22 protein-coding genes and 2 pseudogenes are annotated in these 15,993 nt (G+C 43.3%); 21 read left to right on the top strand and 3 right to left on the bottom strand.

What is annotated here, in order from left to right:
• The first annotated feature begins 16 nt into the window (after positions 1-16).
• The 21 genes and pseudogenes from AACL31_RS01420 to AACL31_RS01515 all read left to right on the top strand — a co-directional run bounded on the left by AACL31_RS01420 (position 17) and on the right by AACL31_RS01515 (position 13,415).
• Entirely contained in the window at positions 17-289 is a 273-nt protein-coding gene (locus AACL31_RS01420) for an STY1053 family phage-associated protein (protein ID WP_339053699.1), read from the top strand.
• Entirely contained in the window at positions 240-650 is a 411-nt protein-coding gene (locus AACL31_RS01425) for a DUF4054 domain-containing protein (RefSeq protein WP_339053486.1), read from the top strand. Before AACL31_RS01420 ends, AACL31_RS01425 begins: the two co-directional genes overlap by 50 nt.
• A complete protein-coding gene (locus AACL31_RS01430) occupies positions 647-1,195 on the top strand; it encodes a hypothetical protein (protein WP_339053700.1) in 549 nt (182 codons plus the stop codon). Before AACL31_RS01425 ends, AACL31_RS01430 begins: the two co-directional genes overlap by 4 nt.
• The gene (locus AACL31_RS01435; protein WP_339053485.1) at positions 1,182-1,571 is read left to right on the top strand and encodes a head-tail adaptor; all 390 of its coding nucleotides are present in this window, start codon (positions 1,182-1,184) and stop codon (positions 1,569-1,571) included. Before AACL31_RS01430 ends, AACL31_RS01435 begins: the two co-directional genes overlap by 14 nt.
• Positions 1,561-2,112, top strand: coding sequence for a phage neck terminator protein (locus AACL31_RS01440; RefSeq protein ID WP_339053362.1), 552 nt, complete (start codon positions 1,561-1,563; stop codon positions 2,110-2,112). The genes AACL31_RS01435 and AACL31_RS01440 overlap by 11 nt, the downstream gene beginning before the upstream one ends.
• Complete coding sequence (locus tag AACL31_RS01445; RefSeq protein WP_339053701.1) at positions 2,112-3,590, top strand: DUF3383 domain-containing protein; 1,479 nt, start codon at positions 2,112-2,114, stop codon at positions 3,588-3,590. The genes AACL31_RS01440 and AACL31_RS01445 overlap by 1 nt, the downstream gene beginning before the upstream one ends.
• A 9-nt stretch (positions 3,591-3,599) precedes the next feature.
• Positions 3,600-4,040, top strand: coding sequence for a phage structural protein (locus tag AACL31_RS01450; RefSeq protein WP_339053702.1), 441 nt, complete (start codon positions 3,600-3,602; stop codon positions 4,038-4,040).
• Positions 4,040-4,450 carry a phage tail assembly chaperone gene (locus tag AACL31_RS01455; RefSeq protein ID WP_339053115.1) on the top strand — a complete coding sequence of 137 codons (411 nt, stop codon included), beginning with the start codon at positions 4,040-4,042 and terminating at the stop codon, positions 4,448-4,450. Before AACL31_RS01450 ends, AACL31_RS01455 begins: the two co-directional genes overlap by 1 nt.
• A gap of 11 nt (positions 4,451-4,461) precedes the next feature.
• Positions 4,462-4,641: a DUF6889 family protein gene (locus AACL31_RS01460; protein ID WP_310509987.1), complete on the top strand. Its 180-nt coding sequence runs from the start codon at positions 4,462-4,464 to the stop codon at positions 4,639-4,641.
• The gene (locus AACL31_RS01465; RefSeq protein WP_339053365.1) at positions 4,628-6,595 is read left to right on the top strand and encodes a lytic transglycosylase catalytic; all 1,968 of its coding nucleotides are present in this window, start codon (positions 4,628-4,630) and stop codon (positions 6,593-6,595) included. The genes AACL31_RS01460 and AACL31_RS01465 overlap by 14 nt, the downstream gene beginning before the upstream one ends.
• The gene (locus tag AACL31_RS01470; protein ID WP_339053117.1) at positions 6,595-7,179 is read left to right on the top strand and encodes a phage baseplate protein; all 585 of its coding nucleotides are present in this window, start codon (positions 6,595-6,597) and stop codon (positions 7,177-7,179) included. Before AACL31_RS01465 ends, AACL31_RS01470 begins: the two co-directional genes overlap by 1 nt.
• A complete protein-coding gene (locus tag AACL31_RS01475) occupies positions 7,169-7,468 on the top strand; it encodes a phage baseplate plug family protein (RefSeq protein ID WP_339053118.1) in 300 nt (99 codons plus the stop codon). The genes AACL31_RS01470 and AACL31_RS01475 overlap by 11 nt, the downstream gene beginning before the upstream one ends.
• A 5-nt stretch (positions 7,469-7,473) precedes the next feature.
• The gene (locus tag AACL31_RS01480; protein WP_339053368.1) at positions 7,474-8,445 is read left to right on the top strand and encodes a phage protein; all 972 of its coding nucleotides are present in this window, start codon (positions 7,474-7,476) and stop codon (positions 8,443-8,445) included.
• A complete protein-coding gene (locus AACL31_RS01485) occupies positions 8,445-9,197 on the top strand; it encodes a Gp138 family membrane-puncturing spike protein (RefSeq protein ID WP_339053974.1) in 753 nt (250 codons plus the stop codon). The genes AACL31_RS01480 and AACL31_RS01485 overlap by 1 nt, the downstream gene beginning before the upstream one ends.
• On the top strand, positions 9,198-9,359 hold the full coding sequence (locus tag AACL31_RS01490) for a hypothetical protein (protein WP_339053369.1): 162 nt from the start codon (positions 9,198-9,200) through the stop codon (positions 9,357-9,359). It abuts the gene before it with no gap.
• A gap of 13 nt (positions 9,360-9,372) precedes the next feature.
• Positions 9,373-9,726, top strand: a complete 354-nt coding sequence (locus AACL31_RS01495; protein WP_339053450.1) for a hypothetical protein — start codon at positions 9,373-9,375, stop codon at positions 9,724-9,726.
• Positions 9,726-10,916: a baseplate J/gp47 family protein gene (locus tag AACL31_RS01500; RefSeq protein WP_339053371.1), complete on the top strand. Its 1,191-nt coding sequence runs from the start codon at positions 9,726-9,728 to the stop codon at positions 10,914-10,916. Before AACL31_RS01495 ends, AACL31_RS01500 begins: the two co-directional genes overlap by 1 nt.
• Positions 10,913-11,566: a DUF2612 domain-containing protein gene (locus AACL31_RS01505; protein ID WP_339053703.1), complete on the top strand. Its 654-nt coding sequence runs from the start codon at positions 10,913-10,915 to the stop codon at positions 11,564-11,566. The genes AACL31_RS01500 and AACL31_RS01505 overlap by 4 nt, the downstream gene beginning before the upstream one ends.
• Positions 11,567-11,574: 8 nt before the next feature.
• Positions 11,575-11,931, top strand: a pseudogene (locus AACL31_RS20870) (hypothetical protein); the annotation flags it as partial.
• 396 nt (positions 11,932-12,327) lie between these two features.
• Positions 12,328-12,768, top strand: a pseudogene (locus AACL31_RS20875) (phage tail protein); the annotation flags it as partial.
• The gene (locus tag AACL31_RS01515; protein WP_339053705.1) at positions 12,768-13,415 is read left to right on the top strand and encodes a tail fiber assembly protein; all 648 of its coding nucleotides are present in this window, start codon (positions 12,768-12,770) and stop codon (positions 13,413-13,415) included. The pseudogene AACL31_RS20875 and the gene AACL31_RS01515, both read left to right, overlap by 1 nt.
• 23 nt (positions 13,416-13,438) lie before the next feature.
• Here AACL31_RS01515 and AACL31_RS01520 read toward each other — a convergent pair whose 3' ends face one another.
• The 3 genes from AACL31_RS01520 to rpmB all read right to left on the bottom strand — a co-directional run bounded on the left by AACL31_RS01520 (position 13,439) and on the right by rpmB (position 15,833).
• Positions 13,439-14,992 carry a phosphoethanolamine transferase gene (locus AACL31_RS01520; RefSeq protein ID WP_339053706.1) on the bottom strand — a complete coding sequence of 518 codons (1,554 nt, stop codon included), beginning with the start codon at positions 14,990-14,992 and terminating at the stop codon, positions 13,439-13,441.
• A gap of 425 nt (positions 14,993-15,417) precedes the next feature.
• On the bottom strand, positions 15,418-15,585 hold the full coding sequence (rpmG, locus tag AACL31_RS01525) for a 50S ribosomal protein L33 (RefSeq protein ID WP_026821921.1): 168 nt from the start codon (positions 15,583-15,585) through the stop codon (positions 15,418-15,420).
• A gap of 11 nt (positions 15,586-15,596) precedes the next feature.
• A complete protein-coding gene (rpmB, locus tag AACL31_RS01530) occupies positions 15,597-15,833 on the bottom strand; it encodes a 50S ribosomal protein L28 (protein ID WP_032115801.1) in 237 nt (78 codons plus the stop codon).
• Positions 15,834-15,993: the final 160 nt, after the last annotated feature.

Raw genomic sequence — 15,993 nt, forward strand, 5'->3', positions numbered from 1 at the left:
TTTTTGGAGTCTATTTATGCGGATTCAAGTACACACACCCTTTACGCTTACCCATGAATCCGGCGAGCGAACCCATTTTGATGTCGGTATTCACGACGTAAGCAAAAGCACGGCAGAACATTGGTTTACCGAGGCGCATAGCATTGTGCTTACTCCCGTTAAAGCGTTAACCAAAGAAAACGGGCATACCAAGAAAAAAGCGAAGGGAAAAAAGGAAACTGAAAATAAAGAGGATATCGATGCGTCAACGGAACAAAAACCTGCCAACGGTACAACAATTTCGCAATGATTTTCCCCCGTTTAACGATGAGGTTAAATTTCCAGATGCGCAAATTCAGTTTCGTTTAAATTTAGCCGACAAATTCCTCAGTGAAAATGTGTCCGGTAGTGATGTTTTTCCTTACTGGGTGGGGTTATTTGTCGCGCATTACCTCACGCTTTATGCCATGGATTCGCGTTATTTACAGGCGGGCGGTGTTGGCGGTTCAAGTTCAGGGGTGGCAACATCCAAGTCGGTTGATAAGGTCAGCGTCAGTTACGATAACAGCATGACGCTAAACCCCAATGCCGGATTTTGGAATAACACCCGTTTTGGTGCGGAGTTTTACCAATGGGTGCTTATGTTTGGGGCTGGAGGCCGGCAATTATGAAAAGTGGCGTCACCTTACGTATTGACAACACGGGTAAATTGTTTGATGCCCTCGTTCAACTTGGTAAAAAAGAGGTACTGGTCGGTATTCCGGCTGAAAGGGGTGAACGCGAGGATATTCCCTTTAGCAATGCAGCGATTGGTTATCTCAACGAGTTTGGCTCACCGGCTAAAAACATTCCGGCAAGGCCACATTTAATACCGGGTATTCGTTCAGTGGAAACTAAAACCACCGCTGAATTGAAATCTGCCGCTAAAGCCATTTTGGATGATCAGCCGGATAAAGCAGAGCAAGCGTTAAATCGAGCAGGTCAGATCGCCGTTCAAGGCGTGCAAGCCGTCATTACTCAAAGCAAATTTGTGCCACTGGCGGACAGTACATTAGCTGCCAGAGCACGACGAGGACGTAAAGGCGCAGCGAAAGAGCATGAGAATCGAAAAACCGGTTTACCGCCGGATAATACTAACGCGAGACCGCTGATTGACACCGGTATCTATCGTCGTTCAATTACCTATGTTGTGAGAAAGAAAAATGCCAATGCTTGATGTAACCGATGTGCTTTTTGATCCGGATTTTTGCGATACCTCGCTCACTTACACACGACGGGAAATTTTGATTGATGATGAAGGTATTACTTCGACAAAAGAAAGTACGTATCCTTTTTCAGGTGTAGTAACGGTGGATAGTTCAATTGAGGCACAAATAAGAACGTCTGGTCAACTGGTCAGTGGTCGAATATTGGTGGTGACCACCACCCGATTAATAGCCGGTGAAACCCATCATATTGGCGATATTGTCACCTATCAGGGGCGCAAATATCTGGTCAAATCCGTCGATCCTTACACCGCTTATGGTGCGGGATTTGTGCAGGCGCATTGTGAACTGATGCCGTTTGACGGAGGCATCGCTCATGAGCAATAACAGCAGTACGGAGGCGGGATGGCTAACGCCCTTTGATGATAATGCCCTGTATAATGAAGGCTTAAATCGTCTGTTAAGTCGTTGGGTTGGTGGCGTATCGGGGTTGCCCGCAAAACAGGTATTACCGCGTTGGCAGTCAAAGCCCGCGCCATTGCCATCCCCTGATACTAACTGGTGTGCCTTCGGTATCATTGATATTACCAGTGAGCCAAATCCCGCTTTGGTAAAACAAAGCGATGAATCGAGCGAACTTTGGCAGTACGAAACCTTAACCTGTATGGCTTCTTTCTACGGAAGAGAAGGTATGGTTTACGCCGCCCGATTTCGGGATGGCATTATGCTCAGTCAAAATAACGCCGAACTGAATAAGTCCAATCTTACCCTCGGTAGCCACAGCCAAATTACCGCGTTTCCTGAGCTTATCAACAATCAGTGGGTGAACCGGTTTGATATAACCGTTCATCTACGTCGCAAAGTGGTGCGTCGCTATCACATAAAATCAGTGACAGATGCCCACGTCACGTTTTTGGGAGACAAATAATGTCAACAGGTTTACCCGTTTCAAGGGTGGTTAAGGTCACGCTTGATATGTCACCGCGTGCCGCAAGTAGCCGTAATTTTGGTTCACTACTCATTTTAGGTGATTCACCCGTTATCGATCCGCTTGAGCGATTACGGGCGTATTCCAATATTGAGGAAGTCGCCAATGATTTTGGTACAACCGCACCCGAGTATCAGGCGGCTTCACTCTATTACCAGCAGTCACCAAAACCCGTCGATTTATACGTGGGACGCTGGGTAAAAGCAGCCTCACCCGCATTATTGCGCGGTGGCATTTTGTCCGAAGAAGAGACAAAAATTAACAATTTTAAGGCGATTACCGATGGCGCGATGAATATCAGTGTAAACGGAAGAACGGTTAAGTTAAGTGCCATTGATTTTTCGCAAGAAACCAATTTAAACGGTGTTGCCGCCCGAATTGGTGAAAAAATGAGCACGTCTACAATAACGTGGAATAATAACGATAGTCGATTTGTGATGACATCGAATACGGCAGATAAAACAAGCGCAGTGGGTTTTGCTTCCGCACCGGAATCAGGTACCGATTTATCGGCGTTGTTGAAACTAACCCAAGAGAGTGGCGCAACCCCTGTTTTAGGTATGGACGGTGAAACTATCGTTGATGCGGTTTCAACATTGGCGGATTTTTCGAGCGGCTGGTATGGACTGGTGGTAACCGCTGCGCTTTCTACCGATGAAGTGAAAGGTATCGCCAACTTTATTGGCGCGGCCGGAAGTTCCCGCGTTTTTGGGTTTACCACCCAAGATACCGCCGTACTGGATAGTACGAAAGCGGATGATATCGCTTCTGTTTTGAAAAAAGCGAAATATCAACGGGTCTTTACACAATATTCTTCATCAACCCCCTATGCAGCAGCCTCTGCTTTTGGACGGGCGTTTTCAGTGAATTTCAACGGCAATAACACCACGATCACCCTCAAATTCAGACAGGAACCGGGTGTTAAAGCGGAGACGTTGACTACGTCACAGGCGAATACGCTGGCGGCCAAAAACTGCAACGTGTTTGTCAATTACGATAACGACACCGCCATTATACAAGAAGGCGTGATGGCCAATGGTGATTTTTTCGATGAACGCCATGGGCTGGACTGGTTGCAAAACTTTGTGCAAACCAATCTGTATAATCTTTTGTATACCAGCCCCACCAAAGTCCCTCAAACGGAGCAAGGCAGCACGCAGCTTCTGACCAATGTTGAGCAATCGTTAGCGCAGGTGGTCACTAATGGGCTACTGGCACCGGGGGTATGGAACGGTGGCAGTATAGGTCAATTAACAAGCGGGGATACGCTCACCAAAGGATATTACGTTTATATTCAACCGCTGGCAGAGCAGGCGCAATCTGAGCGCGAAAAACGCAAGGCGCCGCCGATTCAGGTTGCCTGTAAGTTAGCGGGTGCCGTGCATTTCGCGGATGTCTTAATCACCATTGTTCGATAAGGAGAGAAAATGGCCGCTTATAGTTTTGCTGATGTTTCCGCCACGCTAACCGGCCCCACGGGGGTGATAGATTTGGGCTCTGGCTCGGCGAACTCGGAAGAAGGAATAGTGGTGACAATGACCGAAGCCAAAAACACCATGACCATTGGTGCTGATGGTGAAGGGATGCATACCCGACATGGCGGAAAATCCGGCACCGTTACGGTCAGTCTGATTAAAGCCTCACCGGTTAACAAAAAACTGATGATCGCCTATAACGCGCAAAGCGTGTCATCTACCCTTTGGGGTAATAACGTGATTGTGATCCGTAATCCGGTATCTGGCGATATGATCACCACGCGCAGTTGTGCGTTTCAAAAAATACCGGATTTGCAAAATGCAAAAGAGGCGAATGTTTTAGCATGGGTCTTTGACTGCATTAAGATCGACGCCTTATTAGGAGAATTCTAGTGGAAATTGAAATTAACGGTCATGAATATCGAAGTCAAAAACTCAATGTGTTTGACCAGCTTAAGGTGACGCGAAAGTTATTGCCGGTGTTATCCGGTTTAACGGGTGAACTGCAAAAATTACAGCAAGGGGAAATGCCAATGGCAGCGGTGTTACCCATTATGGCAAATTCCATTGCCCAAATGAGCGATGAAGACTGTAACGCGATTTTGCACCCTTGTTTAGCCGTGGTTTCACGCAAAAATGCCAAGGCATGGACGCCGATTTTTCGCCAGGGCGAATTGATGTTTGATGATATTGACTTAAAAACCCTGCTTGAGATTGTGGCGCAGGTGATTGGAGATTCCCTCGGTAATTTTTTTCACGCACCCCAAGGCGACGAGACAGCCAGCCTCCTGTCGCAGGATTAACCCTGGATTCAATGCCGGATGGTAAAGACTTTTTACGCCTTCCTGTTAAGTATGGGTACATAAAATTCGACAAATTAAAAGATGGCTCAATCGATTTGGCAGATTTAGCAGAAATGAATGAGTGGATAGATATCGAACAGGATAACGAAGCGCGAATTGCGCGTTGGAGAAATCGCCATGGCGAATGCTGAAACGTTGCAAGATTTTCTCATCAGCTTAGGTTTTAAGGTTGATGACAGTGGCCTGCGAAAATTTCAGTCCGTTGTTACGGGGGTGAGTGCCAATGTTATCAAACTAGGTGCGTCGGTTGAGGGGGCAGCGCTTGCCGTCGTGGGATTTACCACACAAATTGCCGCCGGTCTTGATAAGATGTACTGGGCGTCACAGCGTACAGGCGCTAGTGTTAACGGCATGAAAGCATTAGGGTATGCCGCCAGTCTCACCGGCAGTAGCGCAGAAGCGGCAAGAGGTTCACTTGAAAATCTGGCACGATTTTTGAGAAACAGTCCGGGTGCTGAGGGGTTTTTAAATCGTCTTGGGGTGCAGACCCGTGATGCCAATGGCAATTTGCAGGATATGAGCGCTATTTTTACCCGTGTGGGGAATAAACTGGCCTCAATGCCCTATTACCGCGCCAATCAATATGCCCAACTGTTAGGCATTGATGAAAATACGCTAATGGCCATGCGTAGAGGGTTGAACAAATTTTCTGCTGATTACCAGCGTATGCTTAAACAAACCGGATTTAACGCAGACGTTGCTGCCAAACAGTCCAACCAGTTTATGACCTCGATGAAAGGATTGACCGGGTTATTTGGTATTTTACGCGATAAAGTCGGATCAAACCTAGCAGGGGGGTTGACTAAAGAGATAGACAATCTGCGCAAAAGACTGCTGGATAATTTTCCTAAAATTGAGAGAGTATTAACCCGTCTCATTAGTGGCATTATTCGAGCCGGTGAAATGGTGGGGCGCGTTATCTGGCGAATGAGTCAGGCGATCGAGCAGATTTTTGACTGGTGGCGCAATTTAGACGGAAAATCTAAAAAACTCATCACTACCTTTAGCGGATTGGCAGTGGCTATCTGGGGGCTCAATCGGGCATTCTTTGCTTCGCCCATCGGGATTATCACCGGTCTTATCGCGGCCTTATTGTTACTTTGGGAAGACTACCAGACGTGGAAAGAAGGTGGAAAATCCTTTATCAACTGGTCTAAGTGGGAAGGTGAAATCAACCAGGCAAAAGCGGCATTTAAATGGTTAGGTGAAAAATTAACGGGATTGGTTGACCTGGTGGGTGGATGGAAAAATGCACTTGAAATCTTAGCAATTTTTATTGCGGGCGCGTGGGTAAGTAAGGTATTGGGCGCTTTTAGTAAAATAGCGAAGTTACCTATCCCACCTTGGCTGAAATTGTGGAGTCTCTATGCGGGGTATCTGATTTCAGATAAAGATAATATTAGTGATAGCGCAAGCGCATCATGGGATTACAACACCCGTCAAGTCAAACGTGCGATCGGTAACGGTTTGCGTTTTTTTGGTATTGATAATGACTGGGCAAACAAAAATCAAGGCAGCAATATACCGGATAATATCGCTGATGTGCCTACCGGCGATATTCCACGGGGTATTCGTAATAACAATCCGGGTAATTTGAATTTTGTTGGACAACGCGGTGCAGTACGTGAATCACCTAACGGAAGATTCGCCAAATTCAATACCGCATTTGAGGGCTTACAAGCACTTTCTTCACAGCTTAATCGCTACGCTGAAAGGGGATTAAATACCGTTGAAAAAATTATTAGCACCTGGGCTCCCGCCAGTGAAAATAATACTCGTGCCTACATTGATAAAATATCCGGTAAATTAGGGGTTTCCCCTGACACCGTGTTGAATCTGTCCAATCCGACGGTCATGACATCGCTCATGTCTGGCATCGTTGAGCACGAAAATGGCAGACAGCCGTATAGTCAGGCAATGCTCTATCATGCCGCAAATGCGGGTATGCGAAATAATATTGACCAGAATATCACGATCAATGTTGAAGGCGCATTAGACCCCCACGCTACCGCCAATGCGATTGCCGATAAACAAACGGGCGTTAACGCCAGACTGATTGGACAATTAACCCAGCGAGCCTACTGATGGATATCCTTTCTACGCTTTTTTCACAACGATCGCGCAAAATCGGTTTGCTGGTGCCGGATGTCATTATCTCAGAAAAACATCACGACACCCTTGAAATCACAGAACATCCGGTTGAACTGGGCGCGGAAATTGCCGATCACGCTTACAAACGTCCGGCGGAAGTGACCATGGAGGTGGGTTTTTCAAGTGGTGGATCTCTACTGGATTTTTGGGACACGGCAAAAGTGGCTATTCGCGCAGGGTTAAGCGCACCGGAAATCTACCAGCAAATTTTAGCGCTTCAAGCCAGCCGTCAACCGTTTGATGTCATAACAGGTAAGCGCAAGTATAAGAATATGCTCATTCGCGCTATCGAGGTGACCACGGATAAGCACACAGAAACCGTGTTGATGGCGATATTAACCTTGCGGGAGCTTAACATCACCCAAACCCAAACGGTTAATATCAAATCTACCGATGCAAAAAATATGCGGGAAGGGAATACAACGAGTGGCGTGAGTAATACCGGTATGAAAACGCCAAAACCCGTTGATAATCGCAGCCTATTACAGCGAGGAGCCGCATTTTTCAATGGAAATTAACGAAATACCGCTTACCCCCACCAACCAGCAATTTACGATTAAGCTATCTGATACTGTTTGGCAGTTTCGCCTTATCTGGCGTGATAGTGCGGGCTGGGTGCTGGATATGCTCACGGTTGACAATCAACCGGTGATACAGGGTATTCCGCTGATCGTGGGTGAAAATCTACTGGCTCAATATAGTCACCTTATCAGTAAAGGAAATCTCGTTTTGCTATCAGATGAAGAAAGCGATATCAACGCGGATACGTTGGGCGCAACCGTAAAATTATACTGGATCACGGACTGATTGTTATGTCAAAAAACTGGATACGAAAATGCTCACTGATTGTTTCTGATAAAAACGGGGAAGGTATTGAGCTATCGGATTTTCGCGCCACGTTCAATATCACGTGGCCAGATACGCGTTACCCTCGTGCGGGGGTGTTTAAAGTCTGGAATCTGAGAAAAGAAACCGTCAGTCAAATTCAGGCGAAGGAGTTTGTTAACATTCAGCTCATGGCAGGCTATCAGGATAATACGGGTCTGATATTTACTGGAAAAATCCGCTACACGATTTCAGGTAGAGATAATCCTACTGACACGTTTGTTATTGTTCAGGCGATTGATTCTCATGAGGCCTATGACTACGCCACGCTAAATACTACCTTAAGCGCAGGGCATACTCAGGCAGAGCAACACAATACGTTACTGACAGGGCTTACCCCTTACGGGATTGTCAAAGGCGTGACGCCTGAGTTTGATAGTATCCGCTTTCCAAGGGGTAAAGTCCATTTTGGTATGGTTAGGGACGCCGCTGATAATCTGGCAGGGCAATGCCTTGCCTCGTGGCAATACATTAACGGCCAGCTCGTGATGGTGCCGGAGAAGAATTATATCCATGAAGCGATTGTCCTGAATAGCGCAACGGGCTTGATTGGCTTACCGCAACAAACGATTGAGGCGGGGGTGAATGTGCGTTGTTTGATTAACCCAAACATTCAAATCAATGGGCTTATTCGTCTTGACCAGGCGTTAATCTATCGCACGATGTTGCCCAACAGCGATATCGCTTTGGGGTACAGCAAGTTAAGCGAAAACGATGACGGCGGCTTACAGCAAACCCAAGGCGCTGTTTCACAACCGGCCAGTCTTTCCACCGATGGGGATTATATTGTGAAAAACATCACGTATTCCGGCGATACGCGCGGCAAGCCGTGGTATATGGATTTGGTGTGTATTGCCAAGGGATCAAATGACCGAATCGATATCAAGAAGGTGGGATGATGGCGATTTCCGTATCAGCGCGCACCGGCGACCAACAACAACTGCTTGAAGTCTTTCGCCATGCGATTTCGTCACAACTTCGCGTCGCGATGCCGGCTATTGTTCAATCCTTCGATGCCAGCAAAGTCACTTGTGTTGTACAACCAGCGATAAAGGGAGCCTTGACGGATACCAAAGGGAATAGCCAGTCGGTGAATTTGCCCCTGCTAGTTGATGTACCGGTTGTGTTCCCGCGCGGTGGCGGTGTCACAATGACCTTCCCCATTAAAAGCGGTGATGAGTGTCTGGTGGTGTTTGCAGATAGATGTATTGATTTTTGGTGGCAAAACGGCGGGATACAAGAAGCGATCGACCCCAGACAGCATGATTTATCAGATGCCTTCGCTTTCGTCGGTGTGCAATCACAAAAACAGAAGATAAGCCAAATTAGCACCGATGCGATGCAGTTAAGAAGTGACGATGGCGCAACCTATTTTGAAGTAAACCCGACAACGCAAAAAATGAAAATTGTCGCCCCTGGGGGGCTTGAAATTATCACACCGGAAGCTATTTTTTCGGAGAGAATTACCGTAAAAGGACTATTGAGTTGGCTAGGTGGCATGGTAGGTTCAACGGCCTCCGGTGTGGCTGCAAAAATCACCGGTGCGATTGAGTTTTTGGGCACATTGACCGCCAACGGCAAACGGATTGACGACACACATACCCACAAAGGTGTCAAAGCCGGTGGGGATAATTCAGGTGAGGTAAATTAAATGAAAGAAAGCGTTAATATTTTTTTCGGCGGTTCATATTTACACAAACTAAAAACCTCATGGCGACTTCTGGGCGTGATTTTTTTATTAATCATCAATGAAGAGCCATCCTTAAAGTTAGAAGACATCAAGGTAGTTGAAAAAAATAAAAAGCAACAGTAAAAGGACTCTATTGATGTGTTATCGACGAGAAACGACTAAAGGCGACTACAGCTTTGGTCAAGGGGATAACACGTTTTTAACCAACACCCCTGATGCCGTCGCCCTTGCAATTAAAACCCGCTTGTCCCTCTGGCAGGGGCAATGGTTTTTAGACCGTGAAGAAGGTACGCCTTGGTTGCAATCGGTATTGGGTAAGCCTTATCGGGAGGCTTACGGTATGACCCTCAAACAGCGCATACTGGACACGCAGGGTGTAACCACATTAACCGATTTCAATGTCAATCAAAATTCAACGACGCGAAAACTGACTATCAGCACAAAAGTACAAACCCAATACGGCGAAACTTCTTTTATCCAAGAGGCATAATGTTAAATCTTGATACGTTAGCGTTGTCAGCGAAAGTGACTGACGACGGCATCAGTGCGCCGGATTATCAGACGATACTGATGCGATTAACCGATTTTTTTCATGAAATTTATGGGCAGGATGCGTATTTAACGCCGGATAGCAAAGACGGCCAGATGATAGCCATTTACGCACTCGCTATCCACGATGCCAATAATGCGCTTATCGCCACCTACAACAGTTTTAGCCCGAGTACCAGTACAGGGGCTGCACTTTCAAATAATGTCGCCATTAACGGCATTTCCCGTCATGCATCGGGGTACTCGAATGTGGATGTCGTATTAACGGGGCAAGTGGGTACGGTGATAAAAAATGGCCGTGTGCGCGATAAAAACGGCAATATCTGGCGGTTACCGAAAACGGTTACGCTCGATACGCACGGTGAAGCGACGGTGACAGCGGTTTGTCTGGTTGCCGGAAGTGTTACCGCATTGACCGGTGAAATTAACGAGATAGCCACACCCACGCGAGGCTGGCAAACGGTGAGCAATCCAAAATCCGCAACACAAGGCAGGCCGATTGAAACGGATAATCAGTTACGGGAACGGCAGCGAAAATCGGTCTCACTCCCTTCACGCACGGTACTGGAAGGTATACAGGGCGCGATTAGTCTCATATCAGGGGTGACGAGACAACGCGGTTTTGAAAATGACACCAGTAAAACGGATAAAACCGGTATTTCTCCGCATTCCATTGCGATGATAGTCGATGGTGGCGATGTCACCACGATTGCCAACGCAATCGCACAAAAGAAAACCCCAGGTGCAGGCACGTATGGTGATACCGCCGTGACAGTAAAAGACCGTTACGATATGCCAATTACGATTCGCTTTTCCCGGCCTAAAACGGTTGAGGTACACGTTGAAATTGACTTAACGGCGTTTTTAGGATTTACCACCTTAACCGGTGATAAAATCCGACGTAAAGTTGCAGACTATATTAACCAGCAACTCATTGGCGACAATCTGTATCTGACCCGTCTTTACTCCCCGGCAAATCTGCCCGCTGATGAAGAAGGGAAAACGTTTGATATTACGTCGTTAAAGATTGGTCGAACACCAGAAAGCGTGAAAGAAGAAAATTTAGTCGTTGCCTTCAACGAAGCAGTCAGTTGTCGTGAGAATAACATCAAACTGGTGGTGACCTCATGAGAGATTACACCGAGTACATTACCCCACAACATCGTCAAGCAGAAAAGTTTACGCAACATATTGAGTTAATGACGCGCGCGCTAAGTGATATTTCAGCTTTGGCCTCACAGCTTAATGCCTTTTTCAGTATTGATACGGCAACGGGTAAACAACTGGATGCCGTGGGTGAATGGATAGGCTTATCACGTTTTGTCAAAACGCCGATAAAAGGGGTCTATTTTTCACTGGATACCGAAAAGGTGGGCTTTGACCAAGGGAGCTGGAAACGGCGCTTTGATGCTGATAGTGGTTTTACTGAGCTTGATGACGAAACCTACCGCTTCATATTAAGAGCAAAAATCCGCGCAAATCACTGGGATGGCACAAGCGAGATGCTCTCAGAAATTTATCAGGGCGTAATTCCTGATGAAACAGTAAAAATCTTTTTTATCGACAATCAGAATATGTCGATGGATGTGTATCTAACCGGTGGCGTCATACCGGAAGTGACAAAAGCCGTTATCAAACAGGGATATCTCAATATCAAGCCAGAAGGCGTAAGACTTAACGCCTACACCGGTTCCGAAGGGGATAACGGTATTTTTGGGTTTGATGTCAATAATCGTTACATCGACGGCTTTGACGTCGGTAGCTGGTCAGTAAAATTATAGGAATAATCATGGCAAAAAATGAAATTTTACCGTTTGGTATAGCCGACGGGGCTAACGTATTGCCGGCAGATGAGTATCAGAAACTCCCTGCGCGTAATAACGGCTTTAGTGCTGGTGTCGCTCGCTCACAGGAGCTAAACACCGTCTGGCGACAGGCATCGGTGATAGCGCATGTCATCGCGCAATTCATCGCTGAAACCAATAACAGTGATGTACTGGACGATGGCAACGTTGATAAACTGAAAGCCGGACTTATCAGTGCATTATCGAAAAACGTGAATAACTCCGTGCCAGCCGCCACAAAAACAGTAGCAGGAATAACGAAACTCAGTAGCGCCAAGAATAGTGACGATGAAACGCTGGCTGCCACCCCCAAAGCAGTCAAAATTGCTTATGACCTAGCGAAAACAGTGAGTATTGATGCGGTTAATAAAAAATTCGATAAAGCGAGCGTATTACAAACGACGGGTAATGCTACCGATAAAGTCATCAGCCAAAAAGCCTGTACCGATACTTTTGCCAAGAAAAATTCACAAGAAGGATTTACCACGGGTGGGATTATCATAAAATACGGCAATCCTACGTTAAAATTCCAAACCACCCGTGATAATAGTAATTCCATCTTTGAATTAAATTTTGACAAAAAAACATTCAAACTTGATTATCGCAATCCAGACAATACGCTTAAAAATTCGGTAATATTTCCGAATAAAAATGGCACTTTGGCGTTAACGTCTGATGTGGACGCGATTAACAATTATCCGGTCGGCGCGCCCATTCCTTGGCCTCAAGCAAACCCACCAAAAGGCTATTTGGTGTGCAATGGTGATCCCTTTGATAAAGTCAAATGCCCCAAATTGCTAATCGCTTATCCTTCAGGAAAGTTGCCAGATTTACGTGGTGAATTTATTCGTGGACTCTCTGCTGGAAGAGAAAATGTTGACGTAGGAAGAACCGTATTGAGCGCACAAGGTGATGCTATTCGGAATATAACAGGAACATTTAAGGGTTCTGCAGGGCGCTTTAACCCTGAGTATGTCACTGGTGTATTTAAATTAGAAAGTATGAACGCGTTAGGAGCGGGGCATAGTAATAATAACGAACTAGGAAAAGTAAGTTTTGATCCTTCTCGTGTCGTGCCAACTGCCAATGAAAACAGACCGCGAAATGTCACATTTTTATACATCGTGAGGGCAGCATAATGAGATACAGCTTAGAAATAACAAATAAGAATGACATTACTGAAAGTTCGATTACGAAACTTGGAGAAAGCGGTTTTGCTATATCGGATGGATATATGTTGGTTTATGAATATTTGGCGGATTCGACGAGAGAATACTCTGGAGCAAGGTATAGGTACGTCAGTGAGAATACAAGGCCGGGTTACGGCTATGCCCTAGATGCACCTGTGATACCAGATAATGATGAGCTTGCAATTATTCGTAGTGAAGATCATGAAAGGTGGTTATATGTGCCAGATCACAGAGGGAAGACGGTATATAATACCGATGATCAGTCTTACTACACTGTTGATTACCCCGGCGAAATAAAAACGGGTTTTACTCTTTTAGCACCAAAAACGCCTTTTGATTATTGGGATGGTGACAAATGGGTAACCGATAAAGAAGCTGAGAAAAAGGACGCTATTCAATCTGCAAAGTATGAAAAGCGATATCGCATTGATAGAGCGTCAGAAATCATACAACCTTTGCAAGATGCGGTTGATTTAGATATGGCAACAGAGGAAGAAAAAATTCAATTAAGAAGTTGGAAACTCTATCGGTTAAACCTTCATCGAAAGGACATTTCGATTGCACCTGATATTGAATGGCCTGAAAAACCAAATTAATAAATAAAAGGGAGGAGACTCCCTTAAATATTTTTTTGCATAGGTAAATCAAAATAATTTATTATTTCATTATTAAAATTGATAATTTTATTTTGATTGTCACATTTTTCATTAGAAATCATATTACATGTTTTATTAATAATGTCATCATTAATGCCTGTCCATTCAGAAAATAAGGTCATAAAACTAAACGCACTTCTCTTTGCGTTAATGTAAATTTTTTCTTTTGAATCATAAAATGTAATAAAAAAAGGAACTTCAAAATTTTGTCTGTATTTATCATTATGTATCAATCTTAATTTATTTTTATTATTTTCATCGATTATAGAAAGGCCATGATCAGAAAAGTACATCATTGTCCATTTCGATTGACTTTCAATTAAATATTCATGAATGGTTGCTAATAAATTATCAGTATCTTTTATACTTTGTATGTAGCAAGATATTTCTTTATTTTCATAAAAATAATCATAATTATCGTTTGTTCTAGCACAAGCGGGTGGATGACTACCCATTAAATGAATGATTACTAATTTATTTCTTTTAGTTTTATTTATTGCCGATTTAATGAATGGTAAAAGATGATTATCATTTTTTTTATTATTTTCAATATCCGAATCACCTTTTTTTATAAAGGTAAATTTGTCTGCTTTTTTACCCACAGAAGCAACAGGGCTATCATGGATACCAATGGAGCCTTGGTTTGATAACCATATGGTATGGAAGCCAGCTTTTTCTGCTAATGAAATCACATTATTTGATAAATTACCACTTATAGCCAGAGTATTAGTTAAAGATAGCTGCGTAGAGCCGGATGCGGAAGTGTAATTGGTGAAAAAGATACCATTTATTGAATTCATAAATGGAGTATTATTAATTTTGAATCCATAAAAATTCATAAAATCACGTCTGGTGCTTTCACCAATAACAAGAACGTAAGTATTATATTTGTTATTGGCTTTGACACTATTAAAATCATCTTTTTTTGATATTAAAGAAATAACTTTACTTTGTTCGTTATTTGATTCTTTTATCGATAAATAAAAATCTTTAAAAAATTTGATTTCTGGATATCCTGAGTTAGAAATATCAATATAATCATTACTGTGTTTATCTTTTATTGGTGAATGCATTAATATTATTAAAAAAACAACTAAATATGTTATGCGTAATTTTTTTGATACGTTAAATTTAAATTTCAGACTGTAAAACGAAAGAGATATAATCAAAATTGATACTAAAAAATAATAATAAGGGATTGTTGATATAAACTCTTTAGCTTCATTTTGATCTGTATAAAGAATAGAAGAGGCGATGTTAAAAGAAGGCTGTCCATACATTATGCTGGCTGGTAAATAAACTGCCGCAATAACAGAAAAAATAATCACAAATAGGTAGTATAAAAAATTTAGCCTGTTTATAGAAACAAGAAAAGCAACAATTCCTACAGTATATATAGGTTTTGTAGCATAACCTAATCCGAAATGAACGAGAGAGAACGTTATAAAAAGAAACATTAATTTTGGTATAAAATAATCACTTCTAGATAATATATTTTTTATTTTGTCTTTCAGCATTGGTTCCCCTGTGAAATTTTTATTTAGAAAAAATTATTAAAACCCCATCACAGGGGCATCATATTAGCAGCGTTGGAGGAAGTTGTTAACTATTAGTTGTTGGTTGCGTGTAAGTGGTTATGTGCGAGACGGTGGTTTTGTTTTTTGTAGTGTGGAAAAGATAGCACGTCAAGGGTAGAAAAATAATTTGTACATAATTGTGTATATGAAAATAGAATTTGACGCAGCATTGTTGATTAAATTATTGATTAATAGATTAAATTTAATTAAATAATTTATTTCTAAAGTAAATTTTTCAAATAGGGCGTAGATCTTGTTGTGAAAAGAATGGAATGAATAAAAATGTGAATAATATAAAGCTTTGCTTTATACACCCCAAATATTATATAAAAAACCCAGCGCAAGCTGGGTTTTTTATTAAGAAGTTATTTAATTTTAGCTTCTTTATAAATCACATGCTTACGAACAACTGGATCGAATTTTTTCATTTCCAATTTTTCAGGCATAGTACGTTTGTTCTTCGTTGTAGTATAGAAGTGACCTGTACCTTCAGAAGAAACCAGTTTAATTTTATCGCGAATACCTTTAGCCATTCTTTAGCTCCTTAGTATTTCTCACCACGGGTGCGAAGCTCAGCAAGAACTGCGTCGATTCCTTGTTTATCGATTATACGCATGCCTTTTGCTGACACACGAAGCTTTACGAAACGTTTCTCAGATTCAACCCAGAAACGGTGAGAGTGCAGGTTTGGCAGAAAGCGGCGTTTAGTTGCATTCATTGCGTGTGAGCGTTTGTTACCACTCATCGGGCGCTTACCAGTAACTTGACAGACTCGTGACATGTCTATTTCTCCAAAAATCTAATCAGCTCGAGCTTTATATCGGGAATGACTGCCTCGTCAGACTTGGAAGCCTATCTCAGCAAATTTTCTTAATATAAAAAATAACTTAACTTCAGTAAAACTCACTGAGATAGGCTCTTCTTGTCAAACCCGAGATCCT

Origin of the sequence: Arsenophonus endosymbiont of Crataerina pallida, from assembly GCF_964020125.1 — a bacterium.
In the GTDB taxonomy this organism is placed as follows: domain Bacteria; phylum Pseudomonadota; class Gammaproteobacteria; order Enterobacterales; family Enterobacteriaceae; genus Arsenophonus; species Arsenophonus nilaparvatae.